The sequence below is a fragment of the Halomonas mongoliensis genome (assembly GCF_052496345.1).
The window spans coordinates 323602-340153 of sequence record NZ_CP199288.1; the positions used below are offsets into that span (position 1 = coordinate 323602).

Genomic DNA, 16552 nt, shown 5'->3' on the forward strand with positions numbered 1-16552 from the left:
GCCCTCTGCGGGCGGACCCTCTCAGCCTAGGCGTGATGCCCCTCCCTGCCCAGACCTGTCCCGCCCACCCCCAGCCGGGCGGCATTGGCGACCACCGAGAGCGAACTGGCGAGCATGGCCAGCACCGCCACCTGGGGCGGGATCACCATCCAGGCGGCGAGCCCCAGGGCCAGGGCGTTGTAGAGCGCGGAGAGCGTGAGGTTCTGGCGCATTACCCGCCGGGTGGCCCGGGCGATGGTGATGGCAGAGGCCACCCCCTGCACGCCCTGGCCCAGCAGCTGGATGGCGGCGGCATCCCGGGCCGCGGCGCTGGCCTGCGCGGTGGCCACCCCCACCGTCGCCGCAGCCAGGGCCGGGGCATCGTTGATGCCGTCCCCCACGTAGAGCGTCGGGGACGGCAGCGCCGCCACCAGGTAGCGCTTGGCCTCCGGCGAGCGGCCGCCGTAGCAGGCCCCGGGCGCCAACCCCAGCCGCCGGCCGAGGCGGCGCACCAGCGCCGGGCGATCACCGCTGAGCAGCGCCAGGGCCAGGCCCCGCCGGCCAAGGGCCGCGAGTGTCGCCGGCGCCGAGGGGTGGGGCGCGTCCTCGAGCCATAGCGTGCCCAGCCACTGGCCGTTGCGGGCCAGCGCCACCTCGCTGGCCCAGGGGGGCACGGCCTCGCCCTGCGCCGGCGCCGCACCCCGCTCGGCCAGCCAGTCCGGGGCGCCGATGCAAAGCCGCGTGCCATCGGCGTCCCGGGCCTCGCGCCCCTGCCCGGGGTGCTCGACAAGCCCCGCTGGCGCCTGGCCCGGATCGATCCCCGCCTCGGCGGCGGCGGCGCGGATCGCCAGGCCCAGGGGGTGCTCGCTGCCCCACTCGGCGCGGGCCGCCAGGGCCAGCAGGTCATGCTCCGCCACGCCGGGGGCGGGACCCAGGGCAGCCAGCCGAAGCGTCCCGCGGGTCAGGGTGCCTGTCTTGTCGAAGGCCACGGCGCGAACCTGGCCGGCAAGCTCCAGGGCCGCCGGGTTGCGAAACACCACGCCGGCCTCCAGCGCCCGGGCCGTGCCCGCCAGGCTGGCGATCGGCACCGCCAGGCCCACCGCACAGGGGCAGGCCACCACCAGCACCGAGAGGGCGCGCACCGCCGCCTCCTCCGGGGCCACCCCGGCCAGCAGCAGGGCGGCCAGGGTCACCAGCGCCAGCGCCACAGCGGCGGGGCTGAGCCAGGCCGCGAAGCGCTCCGCCAGGCGGCGCAGCTCGCCCTTGCCCGCCTGCAGGGCCTGCACCTGGCGATAGAGGCCATCCAGGCGCCTCTCGCCCACCTCGGCGGTCACCCTCAGGGTGAAGGGGACGCCCAGGTTGCGACAGCCCGCCGAGAGCCGCGCCCCCCGGGTCAGGGTGCGCGGGCGGCTCTCGCCGGTGAGCAGGGCGAGATCCAGCCGCGCCGAGGCATCGAGCAGCTCGCCATCCAGCGCCAGGGTCTCGCCGCTGGCCACGCGAAGGCGCTCGCCGACCGCCACGTCCGCGACGGGCACCCGGGCTTCTTCGCCTCTCGTGTCCAGCCGGCAGACTTGCGCCGGCAGCGGGGCCAGCCCCTCCAGGGCGCGCAGACCGCGATAGCGGGCCAGGGTCTCCACCCAGCGGCCCGCCAGCAGCAGCACCACCAGCATCACGGCGGTATCGAAGTAGACCTCCGCAGAGCCCCGCCAGAGCAGCCAGAGGGAGACCGCCAGCGCCCCCATCACGCCCAGCGAGACCAGGGCATCCATGCCGGGGCGCCCCGCGCGCAGGGTGCGCCAGGCGGCGCGGTAGAAGGGCCAGGCGGCGAGCGTCACCACCGGCAGCGCGAAGGCGCCGGAGACCCAGGCCAGCACCCGCTCCAGGCGGGGCTCCGGCAGGGCGCCGGCGTAGATCAGGAGCGACGCCAGCATGGTCCACATGCCGAACACCGCGGCCGCCAGCAGCCGACCCGCCAGGGCCCGACTCTCGCTGTCCAGCCGCTGGCGGGCATCCGGCGCCGCCTCCAGATCACGCAGCCGGTAGCCGAGCCGGCCCAGCGCCGCCGCGACCCGCTCGGGCGCCACCGCCGCCGGCGTGCCCTCCACCAGCAGGGTGGCGGAGAGGTAGTCGACCCCCACCCGGCTCACCCCGGGCAGGCGCCCCAGGCGGTGCTCGATGGCCAGGGCGCAGCTGGTGCACCACATGCCCGCAACGGAGCAGAGCAGGCGCGCGCTGCCGTCCGCGACGCGCTCGTCCTCGGCGTCTCGCGAGGCACCCGGGGAGGGAGAAGAAAAAGGAGAAGGTGCGGCCATGACGCCTCCCCTAGAGGCACGGCGGCAGGGCCACGATGGGCAGGCCGACGAAGGCCACCCCGGCCGCCGAGAAGAGATGCAGCCCAGCTCCCGTCAGGGCGATAAAGCGCGACCCGCCCACGCTGGCCCGGCCGGCCCTGAGCCCCCGCCAGGCCAGCCAGGCGAGCAGCCCCAGGGTGGTCAGGGTAAGCAGGGCGAGCCCAGCGTTGATGGCGGTAAGGGCCCCCTGCCCCGGCGCCGGCGGCGCCAGCTCGCAGGCCACCGAGAGGCCGCCGTAGAGAATCACGAACCAGAGGCTCCAGAGGGTCAGCCCCAGCAGCAGCTGGGCGGGGTGGCTCGGCGCCCACCAGCGACGCAGCAACATCATGAGCCGGCTCCCATCAGCCGCGGCAGCAGCCCCATGGCCGCCGCCAGGATCCAGTAGGCGCCGAGCTGGTAGCGCCACAGCAGCGCCACCACCCCGGGTTCGAAGGGCAGCCGGGCCCCCACCAGGCCGAGTCCTGCCCGCCAGGCCTGCAGCGCGGCCAGCAGGGCGGCGAGCCCGCCGTGGGCGGCGAGATAAGCGAGCCCCACCAGCAGGGTGGCATCGTGGGCCGTGGCGGTAGGCGCGAGGCCCGCATTGAGCAGCGCGACGACCAGCAGGGCCACATGCAGCCCACCCAGCGCCGCGATGCCCCCAAGCGCCAGCACCAGGCCCGCCTCGCGGCCGCGCGTCAGCGCCGCCACCCGGCGCTCCAGCCAGAGGGTACCGAGGGTGAGCGCCGCCCCGGAGGCGAGCAGCAGCGGCAGCGAGAGCGGCGAGCGCGCCGGCATCTGCCACTCGGGCGAGACCGTCCAGAGGTAGAACCAGCCGAACAGCAGCGCCAGGAAGAAGGCGCCGTCGGCGAGCAGCGCCACCCCCATGGTCCAGCGCCCGGGGCCGTCGGCGGTGCGCGAATGCAGCGGCGGGTCCTCGGGCTCATCGTGGCCAAGAGGCGCGGCCCGGCGATGGCCGCCGTTCTCCCAGGACCAGCGCAGCAGCAGCACCCCGGCGCCGGCCAGGCCCAGCAGCGACAGCAGGTAGAGGCGCGTCAGCAGGCTGACACAGACCACCGCCAGGCAGAGGGCGGCATAGAGCGGCAGCAGGCTGTTGCCGGGCAGGTGGATCAACTCGCGCACGCGGCCGGTGAGCGCCTCGCCGCCGAGCAGCTCGCGGCGGCCGTGGGCGGCACCGGGGCGCGCCCCCTCGCCGCGGGCGATGGCATCGCCCAGGGTCGGCGTCTCCCACAGCGGGTGGCGACTCTCTACCCGGGGCAGACTGGCGAAGTTGTAGCTGGCCGGCGGCATCGCAAGGCTCCACTCCAGGGTGTCGGCGCCCCAGGGGTTGCGCGGCGCGGTGCGCCCGAAGCGGCCGTGGAGCACCAGGTCGAGGAGCACGGCGGCGACCCCCGCCGCCATCATGAAGCCGCCGATGGAGGAGATCAGGTTGACGAGGTCCCAACCCATGGCGCTGTCGTAGGTGTAGACGCGCCGCGGCATGCCGAGAAGGCCGGTCCAGTGCATGATCAGGAAGGTGAGGTTGAAGCCCAGGAAGGTGAGCCAGAAGCCCAGCCGCCCGAGGCGCTCCGAGGGTAGGCGCCCGGTGACCAGCGGCAGCCAGTAGTAGGCCCCGGCCAGCAGCGGGAAGAACATGCCGCCCACCAGCACGTAGTGCAGGTGAGCCACCACGAAGTGGGTGTCGTGGACCTGCCAGTTGAAGGGCACCAGCGCCAGCATCACCCCGGTGAGCCCGCCGCAGACGAAGATCACCAGGAAACCCGTGATCCAGAGCATCGGCAGCGTCATGCGCGGCTTGCCTAGCCAGAGCGTCGCCAGCCAGGCAAACACCTGGATGGCGGTGGGCACCGCCACCAGCATGCTGGCCGCCGAGAAGAAGGCCTGGGCGAGCTGGGGGATGCCCACGGTGAACATGTGGTGCACCCAGAGTCCGAAGCTGATGAAGCCGGTGATGACGATGGCCGCCACCACCCAGCCGTAGCCGACGATGGGGCGCCCGGCGAAGACCGGAATCAGGGTCGAGACGATGCCCGCCGCCGGCAGGAAGATGATGTAGACCTCGGGGTGGCCGAAGAGCCAGAAGAGGTGCTGCCAGAGGATCGGATCGCCGCCGCCGGCCACCGTGAAGAAGGGCATCCCCGCGGCGCGCTCCAGCTCCAGCAGCACGCTGCCGAGAATCAGCGGCGGGAAGCCCACCACGATCATCAGCGCCATGGCCAGGATATACCAGGCGAAGAGCGGCATGCGGTGCAGCGCCATGCCCGGCGCCCGGGTGCGCAGGATCGACACCGCGAGCTCCACCCCGGCGGCCAGCGCCGAGATCTCCACGAAGGTGATGCCCAAAAGCCAGAAGTCGGAGCCCGGCCCGGGGGCGAACTCGCTGCTGCTCAGCGGGGTGTACATGAACCAGCCGCTGTCCGGGGCCATCTCCAGCAGCAGGCTCGAGAAGAGGATGATGCCGCCGAACAGGTAGCACCAGTAGCCGAAGGCGGTGAGCCGCGGGCAGACCAGGTCGCGGGTGCCGATCATCTTCGGAATCAGGTAGATCGCCAGCCCCTCCAGCATGGGGATGGCGAACAGGAACATCATCACCGTACCGTGCATGGTGGTGACCTGGGCGTAGATCTCCGGCGACATGAAGGCCTGGTCGGGCAGCGCCAGCTGGGTGCGAATCAGCATCGCCAGCACCCCGCCCAGCAGGAAGAAGACCAGGCCCGTGGCCATGAAGCGCAGCCCCAGGGTGCTGTGGTTGACCACGCTGAAGAGCCCGCGCCAGCCGCGGGGAGTGCCCCACACCGCCTCCATCTCGCGGTGCAGCCGTTCGGCCTCCGGGGTGGGTCGCATCGTCTCGCTCATGGCGCCAGGGTCTCCAGCCAGGCGCCCAGGGCCGCGAGGTCCTCGGGCGCGAGGTGATCGTGGGCGGGCATGCGGTTGCCGGGCTTGAGGCGCTGGTGCTCGGCGAGCCAGCGGGCCACGGCCCCCTCCTCCATGGCCAGGGTCCCGGCGCCGAGGGTGGCCCGGGCGCCGAGGTCGGTCAGGTCGGGGCCAATGTCGCCCTCGGCGAGCCCCGCCACCCGGTGGCAGCTGGCGCACTGCTCGGCGAAGGTGTCCCGGGCCGAGGCGTGCTCGTCGTCCAGGTCGGGCGACTCGGGCTCGGCGCCCCGGCGCGCCGCCAGCCAGGCCTCGAAGGCCTCCGGCGGCACCGCCTCCACGTGGAGCTGCATATGGGCGTGCTGCACCCCGCAGTACTCGGCGCACTGGGCGCCGAACACCCCCGGGACGTCGGCCTCGAGACGGATGCGGTTGATGCGCCCGGGGATCATGTCGATCTTGCCGCCCAGGCGCGGCACCCAGAAGGCATGGATGACGTCGGCGCCGGTGACGTGGAAGTCCACCGGCTCCCCGGCGGGCATCACCAGGTGGTTGGCGGTGACCACCTCCCCCGCCTCGTCCGGGTAGCGAACCTCCCACCACCACTGGTGGCCGGTGACCTCGATCACCCGAGGAGACTCCCCGCCGGGCAGCGGCAGGGGCAGCAGCCGCTGTCCCGCAGGCACCCCGAAGGCCAGCAGCAGCAGGATACTCACCCCGGGCAGCAGGATGCCGCCGCCCAGGATCCAGCGCAGCCCCAGCCGGCGCTCCGCCTCGGGGCTGCGCGAGGGCCGCTCCCGAGGCCGGAAGGCGGCCAGCCAGAGCGCCACCACCGCCACGAACACCAGCCCGAAGCCTGCCAGCATGCCCCACCAGAGCCAGGCCACGTCCCGGGCCGCCGGCCCCGCCGGGTCGAGGATCGAGTGGCTGCCGCTGCAGCCGGCCGCTCCCATGGCGAGCGCCACGGCGAGCACTTCGCCCGCTCCCCTGAGCCGCGCCCGGCGCGGCGGGCCCGGGTTGACCCGTCGGCCACCGCGGCCTTCACTGAGGGGGACGCTTTCCATGACGCCATCGACAGGGACGCCGCCATGCCAACGCCCCCAAAGCGCTCCATCCGCAGCCGCGCCGCCGTCGCCGGCCACCCCCTGCACCCGGTGATGATCCACTTCCCGGTGGCCGCCCTGCTCGCCCTGGTGGCCAGCGACCTGGGCTACCTCTATAGCGGCGACCCTTTCTGGGCCCGCGCCTCGCTGTGGCTGGCCGGCGTGGGGGCCTTCGGCGGCTGGGTGGCGAGCCTCGCCGGCGTCATCGACCTGGTGACGGTGCGCGGCATTCGTCGCCTGGTCACCGCCTGGAGCCACGCCATGGTGGCGGTGGTGATGCTCTCGCTCGCCTCGCTCAACTGGCTGTGGCGCTTTCTCGGCGAGGCCCTGCTGCCCTGGGGCCTGGCGCTGAGTCTGGCCACCGCGGCGCTGATCGCCCTGGCGGGCTTTCTCGGCGGGCAGCTGGTCTACGAGCATGCGGTGGGCGTGGACCTGGACGACTGACGGCATCCTCTTTCCCCCTTACAGCGCCGGCTTGGCCAGCACCAGGCCGACCACCGCCAGCATGGCGAGCCCCGCCACGCTGCCGGCCAGGACGGCGCCGGCAGCGACCCCGCGGGAGCGCTCCTGCTCCAGGCGCAGCAGCAGCCAGCCGCACAGGCCGTGGGCCAGCACCATCACCGAAACCGCCAGCAGCTTGAGCACCAGCCAGGGGCCGGCAAGGCCGTGGAGCAGGAACAGCAGGGTGCCGGAGGCGATGGCGACCAGCGCCGCGGGACTCGCCAGGCCGTTGTAGAGCAGCCGCGGCAGCGGTGGCGCGCCGGGAGAGACGCCCTGAGCGACGCGCTCGGGGCGCGCCAGCTGGCAGAGCAGCGCCGGCAGGTAGAGCAGTGCGCCGCACCAGCTCAGCAGGGCGACGATATGCAGGAACTTGAGCCAGGGCATGGGCATCCTTGCGGCGGCGCCGGCCCGCGGCCGGCAACACCCTCACCCTAGTCCAGCGTCGGCGAGGGGGCCAAGGCGGCCCTCAACGCCTCGGGCCATCAGCCGTAGAGGCCCTGGCTTCTCAGGTAGTCGTCGTAGCTGCCGCTGAAGTCGGTGATGCCCGTCTCGCTCATGTCGAGAATGCGGGTGGCCAGGGAGGAGACGAACTCGCGGTCGTGGCTGACGAAGATCAGGGTGCCGGGATAGTGCGCAAGTGCCAGGTTGAGCGCCTCGATGGACTCCATGTCCAGGTGGTTGGTGGGCTCGTCCATCAAGAGCACGTTGGGCCGGGTCAGGGTCAGCTTGCCGAACAGCATGCGCCCCTGCTCGCCGCCGGAGATCACCTTGACCGACTTGCCGATGTCGTCGCTTGAGAAGAGCATGCGCCCCAGCGCCCCGCGAATCACCTGCTCGCCGCCGTCGGTCCACTGCGCCATCCACTCGAACAGGGTGGCGTCGTTGGCGAAGTCGTCGGCGTGGTCCTGGGCGAAGTGGCCGAGATCCGCGCTGTCGGTCCACTTCACGCTGCCGGCCTGCGGTGCCAGCTCGCCGGCAAGGGTGCGCAGCAGGGTGGTCTTGCCGATGCCGTTGGGGCCGATGATGGCGATGCGCTCGCCGGCCTCCACGGTCATGCCGAAGCCCTCGACCAGCGGCGCCTCGCCGGGGTAGCCCTGGGCGAGCCCCTCCACGTTGACCGCGTTGCGGTGGATCTTGCGCGCCTGCTCGAAGCGGATGAAGGGGCTGACCCGGCTCGAGGGCTTGATCTCCTCGAGCTTGATCTTGTCGATCTGGCGCGCCCGGGAGGTGGCCTGCTTGGCCTTGGAGGCGTTGGCCGAGAAGCGGCTGACGAAGGCCTGGAGGTCGGCGATCTGCGCCTTCTTCTTGGCGTTGTCGGCGTGCTGGCGCTCCCGGGCGGCAGTGGCCGCGGTCATGTAGTCGTCGTAGTTGCCCGGGAAGAGGCGGATCTCGCCGTAGTCGAGGTCCGCCATGTGGGTGCAGACGCTGTTGAGGAAGTGGCGGTCATGGGAAATGATGATCATGGTGCTGTTGCGCGCCGTGAGCACCCCCTCCAGCCAGCGAATGGTGTTGATGTCCAGGTGGTTGGTGGGCTCGTCGAGCAGCAGCACGTCGGGGTCGGAGAAGAGCGCCTGGGCCAGCAGCACGCGCAGCTTCCAGCCGGGGGCCACCTCGCTCATGGGGCCCATATGCTGTTCGATGGGAATGCCGAGCCCCAGCAGCAGCTCGCCGGCGCGGGCCTCGGCGGTGTAGCCGTCGAGCTCGGCGAAGCGCACCTCCAGGTCGGCCACCGCCATGCCATCCTCCTCGCTCATCTCGGGCAGGGAGTAGATGCGCTCGCGCTCCGCCGCCACCTGGGAGAGCTCGGCGTTGCCCATGATCACGGTGTCGATGACCCGCTCGTCCTCGTAGGCGAACTGGTCCTGGCGCAGCTTGCCGAGCCGGGCGCCGGACTCGACCATGACCTGGCCCGAGGAGGGCTCGAGGTCGCCGCCGAGGATCTTCATGAAGGTGGACTTGCCGCAGCCGTTGGCGCCGATCAGGCCGTAGCGGTGGCCGTTGCCGAACTTGATGGAGACGTTCTCGAACAGGGGCTTGGCCCCGAACTGCATGGTGATGTTGGCGGTGGAGATCAAGGAGAGGGTCCGGTCGGTGCATGGAAGGGGCGCGATTGTACCGGTTATGGCCGCCCTTCACACCGCCCCTGAGTCAACAACGTCACGGCCCCGGCGGGTACTCCGCCGGGGCCGCGCGTCACCTCGCCTGGGAACTCCTCAGTCGTGACGCTCCACGTTGAAGATGCTCTGCAGCTTATGCTTCTTGCCGTAGATATGCACCGTGGTGTCGTCGAAGGGGAAGCGCTCCAGGTAGGGGCTGTCCGAGTTGAAGCGCGGCTTGTGGGCGTTGATCATCGCCGCGGCCAGGCGCTCCCGGTTGGCATGGCCGCTGAGCCCCACCGCGTACCAGATCTCCTCGTCGGCCTGCGGGAAGGCGAGCCATTTCTCGCGATGGCCGTCATGCTGCAGGCCGTGGCGGGCGCTTCTGTGCTCACCCACATAGAGCAGCTCCTGAACGTCCATCTCCTCGGTCTCGGGGTCCTTCGCCGCCCGGAAAACGCAGTAGATGCCGGAGTCATCCGGCGCCTCCCTGAGATTGCCCTCGGTCCAGTAGCCAAGCATCTTGGGGGATAGAATCTGTTCGCTCATTATCACCTCCTCAGTAGTCTTCAAGCCGCTGAATATCCCGGGCGATACGCCGCACCTCGGCGTCGTGGCCGGCCGCCAGGGCCTCGAAGAAGGCCGTCTCGTCGCGGCCGCCGGCCAGCTCTGCCCGGTGGGCGTAGAGATCCTGCAGGGTGCGATGAGCGGTCAGGGCGGTGGCGAGGACATCCTGGACGCTGTCGCTCCCGAGACCCTCCGGCAGGCGCTCGAGCACCGGCGGGTGGGGAAAGTCGGCCGGGTCGTCGAACCAGGTATCGAGCACCTGGCTGTGATCGCTGCCGTCATCCAGATAGCCGGTGAGGTCGCTCTCCTGCTTGCGCTCGCGCTCGGCCAGGTACTCCAGCGCCATGCGCACGCGCTCATCGACATCCCCTCCCCCTGCCAGGGCCGTGTACTGCTCGGCCAGCCGGCGATGGTAGCCGGCCGCCCAGTCGACCAGCTCCTTGACCTGATGGAATCGCATGGCACCTCCTCCCTATCGTTGTCGTCATCGCGTGCCGTCCGCCGCGCTGCTCTTGTCTTCAGCGTAGCCAAGGGCAGCGACGGCTGCTTGACGTATATCAACGATAGGCGATTCAGGCATGCTGCGCCTGTCGCTCGAAGGGCACCCGCATCAGCAGCGAGTAGAGCACCGGTACCACGCAGAGGGTGATCAGCGCCGCGGCCAGCAGGCCGAAGATGATGGTGATCGCCATGGGGGCCCAGAGCAGCCCGCCGCCCAGCCAGAGCGGCAGCAGGCCACCGCTGGTGGTCAGGGTCGACATCAGCACCGGGCGCAGGCGCCGCCGGCCCGCCTCGAGGATCGCCTCCTGGGGGGAGTGCTCCTCGCGCTCGAGATCGATACGATCGATCAGCACGATGGCGTTGTTGATGACGATGCCCGCCAGGGACACCACGCCGAGAAAGGTCATGATGCCGAAGTGGGAGCCGGTGATGGTCAGGCCGAAGATCACCCCGATCAGCGACATCGGAATGGTCATCAGGATGATCAGCGGCCGGCGCAGGGAGTTGAACTGCACCACCAGCAGCAGCAGGATCGCCATGGCGCCGATGGGCAGCTTCTCGGCGATGGAGTCGGTGGCCGTCCGGGACGACTCCACCTCGCCGCCGAACTCGTAGAAGGTGCCGTTCGGCCACTCGGCCTGCCGCTCCTCGAGCCAGGGGCGCAGCTCGGCCGCCACCCCGGCGGCGGTGACCCCGGGCGCCAGCTCCGCTTCCACGGCGATGGTGCGGAAGCGATCCCGGCGCAGGATGCGCGCCGGCCCCCAGTCGAGCTCGACCTGGGCCACCTGAGCCAGGGGCACCCCCACCCCGCCGCCGGCGGGCAGCACGGTAACGCCCTCCAGGTCGTCCGGGGTGCGCGCCTCGCCGCGCTCGTTGCGCAGCTGGATCGGTACCAGGGTGTCGCCGTCGCGGAAGGTGCCCACCGTCATCCCGGAGAGCGCCGTCTGCAGGCTCAGCGCCACGTCCCGCTCGGTGACCCCGGCGCGCAGCGCCCGGGCCGGGTCCACCTCCACGCGCAGGCGCTTGATCCACTCACCCCAGTCGTCGCGCACGTTGCGGGTGCCGGGCACCTCGGCGACGCGCTGGCGCACCTCTTCGGCGATGCGCCGCAGGGTCGTCTCGTCGTCGCCGGAGATCCTCACCGAAAGCGGCACCGTCACCGGCGGGCCGAAGCTGGTGGCGGCGACGGTGGCCTGCAGGTCCGGGAAACGCTCGCTGAGCCAGCCGTCGAGGCGCTCGATCACCCCGTCCACCGCCTGCCAGCGGTTGGTCTGCATCAGCAGGAAAGCGTACTCGGGACTGGGCGGCTCGGGGGCGTGGTTGATGATATAGCGCTCGCCACCGAAGCCGATGAAGCTCCCCCAGCGATCGACCCCGTCGCGGACCCAGTCGCCCGCCTCGTCGCGCTCGGCGGCAAGCTCCTCGGCCAGAAAGGCTTCGACCTCCTCCACCACCGCCAGGGTACGCTCGATGGGCGCCGAGAAGGGCAGGCGCAGCTCGGCGGTGACGATGGTGCGCTCCGCCTGGGGAAAGAAGATCTTGGGCAGCGGTCCGAAACCGAGCCAGGCCAGCCCCAGCAGGCCGGCCACCGCGGCCAGGGTCAGGGTGCGATGGCGCAGCAGGGCCAGCAGCAGGCGGCGGTAGCCGGCATAGACCCGCTCGGCGATGCGCGCCGAGAGTGGCGGTCGCCCCTCGTCGCCCTCCTGACTCTCGGGCGAGGCGTCAGCGCCCTTCGGCCTGACCTTGATAAAGGCCACGCAGAGCAGCGGGATCATGGTGAGCGAGAGCAGCCAGGAGGAGAGCAGCGTGATGGTCACCACCTGGAAGAGCGAGCGGGTGTACTCCCCCACGTCGGAGACCGCCAGGAACTGGGGCAGGAAGGCCGCCGCCGTGGTCAGCGAAGCGGTGAGCAGCGGGAAGCGCAGCTGCCGGGCGGAATCGAGCGCCGCCTGGCGCACCGACTTGCCCTCCCGGGCAGAGACCTGGATCGACTCCACCATGACGATGGCGTTGTCCACCAGCATGCCGAGGGCGATGATCAGCGCCCCGAGCGACACCTGGTCGAGGCCGATGTCGAAAAGCCCCATGAAGGCGAGGCAGGCGAGTATCGCCGAGGGCACCAGGCTCGCCACGATCAGCCCGGTGCGCAGCCCCAGGAAGAGCAGCATCACCAGGCAGACCAGGGCCACCGCCTGCAGCAGATTGACCAGGAACTCGTTGATGCGCTCCTCGACCCGGTCGGGCTGGTTGGCCAGCACCTCGAACTCGAGCCCTACGGGAAGCTCCCGTTCGAGGCGCTCGATGGCGCCCTGGACCTGTTCGCCCAGGTCGAGGATATTGCCCCCCTCGCGCATGGCGATGGCGATGGCCAGCCCCTGGACGCCATTGGCGTGGTAGCGGGTCATGGGCGGGTCGGCGTAGCCGTGGCGCACCTCCATCAGGGAGCCCAGGGGCACCAGGGTGCCGTCGGGCAGCGGCAGCAGCGCCCGGCGGATATCGTCGATATGGGTGAAGTTGCCGGTAGGCTCCAGCACCAGGCGCTCGTCGTCGGTGCGGATCGCCCCACCGGGCAGCACGATGTTGCGCGCGGCGAGCAGCTGGGCCAGCCCCTGAGGCGAGACGCCGAGGTCGGCCAGGCGCGCCTCGCTGTAGTCGAGGAAGATGCGCTCCTCGGCATAGCCGTGCAGGTTCACCTTGGCCACGTCGTCGAGCATCAGGAGCCGGTCGCGGACGTCGTCGGCGACCTCCTTGAGCTCGGACTGCTCATAGCCCTCGCCGGTCAGCGAGAGCATGATGCCGAAGACATCGCCGAACTCGTCGTTGACGATGGGCGCAAGCGCCTCGTCGGGGAGCTTCCCCCGGGCATCGCCCACCTTGCGGCGCAGCTTGTCCCAGCCGGCCCGGACATCCTTGACGTCCGGGCGCAGCTCCACGCGGATGATGGAGACACCGGCCCGGGAGGTGCTCTCCACGTGGTCGAGCTCCGGCATCTCCATGATGGCGGTCTCCAGCGGGTCGGTGACCAGCTGTTCGACCCGCTCCGGGGTGGCGCCAGGCAGATAGGTGACCACCTGAGCCACCCGCACGGTGACCGCCGGATCCTCGGCCCGGGAGATGGAGAGATAGCTGATCACCGCCCCCAGCAGCACCACCAGCAGTCCCGCTATGGTCACCCGGTTGTAGCGCAGTGCGGCCTCGGTCAGGGTCACGGCGAGGCCTCCGCATCGACGCCTTGGTCATCGATCAGCCGCACCCGCATGCCGTCGTGGAGCCGGCTCATGCCCGCCACGATCAGCGCTTCGCCGGGCGCGAGACCCGCCGCCACCTCCAGGCGCTCGCCGTGGCGCCCGCCCAGGGTCACGGTGCGGCGCACCACCTGCGCCTCGCGGCCGTTGGCCGCGTCGTTGCCCTCCGCGGCATCGGGTTCATCGGGCTCGGCGACGTAGACGAAGTGGCCATCGATATCCTGCTGCACCGCCGCCATGGGCACCCAGATGCCGCTGCCGGGACCGCCCAGGGGTAGCGTCAGCTCCGCCGCCATGCCGGGCCGCAGCCGCTCGCGCTCGGCGTCGGCGAGATCGACCAGGCGCACCCTGAGCGGCCAGGTGGCCTGGCGCGGATCCACCGGCAGGCCGATCTCGGTCACTTCGCCGACCAGGTTGAGGTCGGCCAGGGGCAGGCGCACCCGCACCGGGGCGCCGGTGGCAAGCTCACCGAGCAGGTCCTCGGAGAGCGCCGCTCGCACCTCCAGGTCATCGCCGCAGGCGAGCACCAGCACCGGCTGGCCGGCGGCGACGTTCTCGCCGGCCTCCGCCAGGCGGCTGGCCACTCGGCAGTCGCCGGGGGCCTCGAGCTTGGTGAATGCCAGCTGCCGCTCGGCCAGGGCCAGGGCGTCCCGGGCGCCGTCACGCTGCGCCCTGGCCGCCTCCACCTGAGCCCGGGCGGCGTCGAGGCCCCGGGCCGGCACGCTGCCCGCCTCATAGAGGCGCCGGGCGCGCTGCCACTCGGCCTCGGCGTTGGCCGCGGCCGCCTCGCTGCCGGCCAGGGCCGAGCGCGCGCGATCCCGCTGCAGGCGCAGGTCGGTGGCCTCGAGGCGGGCCAGGGGCTGGCCGGCTACCACTGGCTCCCCCGTCGCCACCTCCAGGGCTTCGATGCGGCCGGCCACCCGAAAGCTCAGCCGGCGGTTGGCGGCCGCCTCCAGGCGGCCCGGCAGCTCCCGCGCATCTGCCGCCCCGCTGGCCTCCACCGTCAGGGTGCGCACCGGGCGCAGCGGCGCCTCGTCCACTGCCTCCTCCGCACAGCCGGAAAGCAGCACCAGCCCGACCAGCATCACTCCGCGTAGGATCATCGTCTCTCTCTCCCTTGGTCGGGCCTGTCCTTGCCGGTCAGCAGCCGCTCCCGGGCCCGCTCATCCATGGGCCCCGGGGTCATCCCCAGGGCCCGCTGCAGATGCACCAGCGCCTGCAGCGCCTGCCAGCGCCCCTCGGCGGCGGCGAGCCCCGCCTGGCGGGCGCTGGTCCGGGCATCCAGCAGCGCCACCTGAGGCAGCGCCCCCTCCCGCCAGGCCGATTCGGCCAGCGCCAGGGCCTCCTCGGCATGGTCGCGGGCCTCATCGCGCAGCGCGACGCGCCGCCAGGCGGCAGCGAGCTCGACGCTGGCCCCGCGCAGCCGGGCCTCGAGCCCGAGGCGCGCCTCGGCGTCCTCGAGTGCCACCCGCTCCAGGCGCGCCGCGGCCCGGTCCCGCTCGATGCTGCGCCGGCCGCCGGCATAGAGCGGCAGCCGCGCCGAGACACCGAGGCTCCACTGGTCGCGGCCGGTCTCGGGCAGCGCCACGCCGGCTCCCTCCAGGACCCCCACGCCGGTCTGAACCAGGGGGTTCCCGGACTCCCAGGGAGCGCGCTCACCCTCCCCACCCCGGGAAAATTCGCTGGTGTAGCGCGCCTCGAAGCCCACCTCCGGCAGCCAGAAGGCGCGACGGCGTGAGGTCAGCTCGCGCTCGGCGGCCCGGCGCAGCTCACCCACTGCCTCGAGCTCGGCGGAGTCGCCGAGGAGTCGCTCCACCAGCTGCGCCTGCCAGGCGGCGAGGCTTGCCGGGGCGGCGAGGACCGCACGGAAGCGGTCGTCACCGCCCAGCCACTCGGGGTTCTCCAGGTCCGGCTCGGCCGGTGCCAGGGGGGCGGCCGGGTCACGACCCAGCCGTCGATTGAGGGCGATCGCCAGCCGCTCGCGGTCGGCCATCGTCTGCTCCAGTCGCTCCCGGGCCTGGACGAGCTCCGTCTCGAAGCGGGCCACCTCGCCCCGGCCCAGGGCCCCGGCGGCCTCATCGCGCCGCGCCCGATCGCGCTGGGCCCGGGCCAGATCCAGGTCGGCCTCGAGCACCTCGCGGCTGGCCTCGAGGCGCAGCAGGTCGAGGAACTCCCGGGCTACCTCCAGGGCCAGGTCGAGGCTCTCCACCTCCAGCTCGGCCCGGCGAGCCCGGTCGAGGCGTTCGCTGATGCCGATGGCGGCCAGGGCCGGTTCGGAGAAGAGCAGCTGCTCCAGCACCACCCCCCCGCCGGTGCGGCGCTCGGGCTCCTGACCCAGGGCCGAGCGGGCTCGGTGCTCGTCGATGACGCGGCCGGTGGCCTCCAGATAGAGATTGGGGCGGTAGCGCGATACCGCCAGATCACGGTCGAAGGCCTCCACCGCTACCGCCTGACGGGCGGCGGCCAGGCCGGGACTCCCGGAAAGCGCCAGGGCGACGGCCCGCTCCAGGGAGAGCGAAGCGTCCCCGGACGGGGCCTCGCCCACCAGGCGCGATTCGCCGAGCAGCGCGAAGCTCGGCGACCAGTCCAGGCGGGCGGCGGTCTCGAGGTTGAGCCAGGAGCGATCCAGGGTGGGGCGCGAGGTGAGCGGCTCCGGCGTGCGGCCGGCGGCGAGGTCGTCCAGGCGCAGCGCCAGGCGGCGCAGCCAGGCCTCCGGCTCCAGGGCGCCCGGCGAGGAGAGCAGCGCGCCGCGCTCGACCTGACGGGCATCGGTGAGCGCCACGCTCGGCAAGCCGGCGCCGTTGAGCACGGCAAACAGCGCCTCCTGAGCGGCGGCGTCGAGCCGGGGCAGCGCCAGCACCAGGGCCGCATCTCCCCCCTGCAGCGCCTCGGGGTCGAGCCTTCCGGCACCCTCCACGGCCAGCGGCACCAGGCTGGCGCCGGCCTCGCCGGCGCGGCCGGCCAGGGCCTCGACGGCGGCATCCAGCGCCTCGGCCGGGCCCAGCAGCAGGACACGCTCGGCGCCGGTCAGGGGCTCGAGGACAAAGGGGGCGGTGGCGGCCAGGAACTCCGGCGTCTCCAGGCGGCTCAGGCCGGGCAGGGAGACGCCACCGCCGGGGGCGGAGGGGGCGACCGCCGGGGAACGGCGACCGGCCGAGAGGCGCTCCAGCTCCCGGTGCAGGGCGGGCAGATCGGCTTCGCCGCCGGGCAGCAGCGTCACGTCAAGGGCATGCTCCGCCGCGACAAGAGAGGGCGGCGCCAGCAGCAGGGCCAGCAGCGGAGGGATGAACAGGCGCTTCCATGCGGTGGCGTTCATATAGGCGGCCGTTTAGTGGGCGATG

Annotated in this window: 12 protein-coding genes; 1 reads left to right on the forward strand and 11 read right to left on the reverse strand. The window is 72.3% G+C overall.

Annotation, left to right across the window (positions count from 1 at the left end):
- Window positions 1-26: 26 nt before the first annotated feature.
- Genes ACRYRV_RS01500 through coxB form a run of 4 tightly spaced genes read right to left on the reverse strand, consistent with a single transcriptional unit; the run spans window position 27 to window position 6262 of the window.
- Complete coding sequence (locus ACRYRV_RS01500) at window positions 27-2291, reverse strand: heavy metal translocating P-type ATPase (RefSeq protein WP_444984182.1); 2265 nt, start codon at window positions 2289-2291, stop codon at window positions 27-29.
- Between the two features lie 10 nt (window positions 2292-2301).
- On the reverse strand, window positions 2302-2658 hold the full coding sequence (locus ACRYRV_RS01505) for a hypothetical protein (protein ID WP_444984181.1): 357 nt from the start codon (window positions 2656-2658) through the stop codon (window positions 2302-2304).
- On the reverse strand, window positions 2655-5183 hold the full coding sequence (gene ctaD, locus ACRYRV_RS01510; protein WP_444984180.1) for a cytochrome c oxidase subunit I: 2529 nt from the start codon (window positions 5181-5183) through the stop codon (window positions 2655-2657). Before ctaD ends, ACRYRV_RS01505 begins: the two co-directional genes overlap by 4 nt.
- Complete coding sequence (coxB, locus tag ACRYRV_RS01515) at window positions 5180-6262, reverse strand: cytochrome c oxidase subunit II (RefSeq protein WP_444984179.1); 1083 nt, start codon at window positions 6260-6262, stop codon at window positions 5180-5182. Before coxB ends, ctaD begins: the two co-directional genes overlap by 4 nt.
- Before the next feature lie 24 nt (window positions 6263-6286).
- Here coxB and ACRYRV_RS01520 point away from each other — a divergent pair, with 24 nt between their 5' ends.
- Complete coding sequence (locus ACRYRV_RS01520; protein WP_309635802.1) at window positions 6287-6745, forward strand: DUF2231 domain-containing protein; 459 nt, start codon at window positions 6287-6289, stop codon at window positions 6743-6745.
- Window positions 6746-6763: 18 nt separating this feature from the next.
- Here the strand turns inward: ACRYRV_RS01520 and ACRYRV_RS01525 are convergent, their stop codons facing one another.
- The 7 genes from ACRYRV_RS01525 to ACRYRV_RS01555 form a co-directional block, all read right to left on the reverse strand.
- Window positions 6764-7186 carry a CopD family protein gene (locus ACRYRV_RS01525; RefSeq protein WP_444984178.1) on the reverse strand — a complete coding sequence of 141 codons (423 nt, stop codon included), beginning with the start codon at window positions 7184-7186 and terminating at the stop codon, window positions 6764-6766.
- A 98-nt stretch (window positions 7187-7284) separates the two neighbouring features.
- On the reverse strand, window positions 7285-8877 hold the full coding sequence (locus tag ACRYRV_RS01530; RefSeq protein WP_444984177.1) for an ABC-F family ATPase: 1593 nt from the start codon (window positions 8875-8877) through the stop codon (window positions 7285-7287).
- Between the two features lie 138 nt (window positions 8878-9015).
- Entirely contained in the window at window positions 9016-9447 is a 432-nt protein-coding gene (locus tag ACRYRV_RS01535; protein ID WP_253451155.1) for a hypothetical protein, read from the reverse strand.
- Between the two features lie 10 nt (window positions 9448-9457).
- Complete coding sequence (locus ACRYRV_RS01540) at window positions 9458-9925, reverse strand: 2-hydroxyacyl-CoA dehydratase (RefSeq protein WP_253451151.1); 468 nt, start codon at window positions 9923-9925, stop codon at window positions 9458-9460.
- Window positions 9926-10037: 112 nt separating this feature from the next.
- A complete protein-coding gene (locus ACRYRV_RS01545; RefSeq protein ID WP_444984176.1) occupies window positions 10038-13175 on the reverse strand; it encodes an efflux RND transporter permease subunit in 3138 nt (1045 codons plus the stop codon).
- Window positions 13172-14314 (reverse strand): efflux RND transporter periplasmic adaptor subunit, encoded by a 1143-nt coding sequence (locus tag ACRYRV_RS01550; RefSeq protein ID WP_444984175.1) that lies wholly within the window; start codon window positions 14312-14314, stop codon window positions 13172-13174. Before ACRYRV_RS01550 ends, ACRYRV_RS01545 begins: the two co-directional genes overlap by 4 nt.
- Window positions 14311-16527, reverse strand: a complete 2217-nt coding sequence (locus tag ACRYRV_RS01555) for a TolC family protein (protein ID WP_444984174.1) — start codon at window positions 16525-16527, stop codon at window positions 14311-14313. Before ACRYRV_RS01555 ends, ACRYRV_RS01550 begins: the two co-directional genes overlap by 4 nt.
- Window positions 16528-16552 lie beyond the last annotated feature (25 nt).

Coding starts and splice junctions, on each gene's coding strand:
- ACRYRV_RS01520 (WP_309635802.1), top strand. CDS start 6,287: ATGCCAACGCCCCCAAAGCGCTCCATCCGCAGCCGCGCCGCCGTCGCC.
- ACRYRV_RS01550 (WP_444984175.1), bottom strand. CDS start 14,314: ATGATCCTACGCGGAGTGATGCTGGTCGGGCTGGTGCTGCTTTCCGGC.
- ctaD (WP_444984180.1), bottom strand. CDS start 5,183: ATGAGCGAGACGATGCGACCCACCCCGGAGGCCGAACGGCTGCACCGC.
- ACRYRV_RS01540 (WP_253451151.1), bottom strand. CDS start 9,925: ATGCGATTCCATCAGGTCAAGGAGCTGGTCGACTGGGCGGCCGGCTAC.
- ACRYRV_RS01535 (WP_253451155.1), bottom strand. CDS start 9,447: ATGAGCGAACAGATTCTATCCCCCAAGATGCTTGGCTACTGGACCGAG.
- coxB (WP_444984179.1), bottom strand. CDS start 6,262: ATGGAAAGCGTCCCCCTCAGTGAAGGCCGCGGTGGCCGACGGGTCAAC.
- ACRYRV_RS01525 (WP_444984178.1), bottom strand. CDS start 7,186: ATGCCCTGGCTCAAGTTCCTGCATATCGTCGCCCTGCTGAGCTGGTGC.
- ACRYRV_RS01505 (WP_444984181.1), bottom strand. CDS start 2,658: ATGATGTTGCTGCGTCGCTGGTGGGCGCCGAGCCACCCCGCCCAGCTG.
- ACRYRV_RS01555 (WP_444984174.1), bottom strand. CDS start 16,527: ATGAACGCCACCGCATGGAAGCGCCTGTTCATCCCTCCGCTGCTGGCC.
- ACRYRV_RS01500 (WP_444984182.1), bottom strand. CDS start 2,291: ATGGCCGCACCTTCTCCTTTTTCTTCTCCCTCCCCGGGTGCCTCGCGA.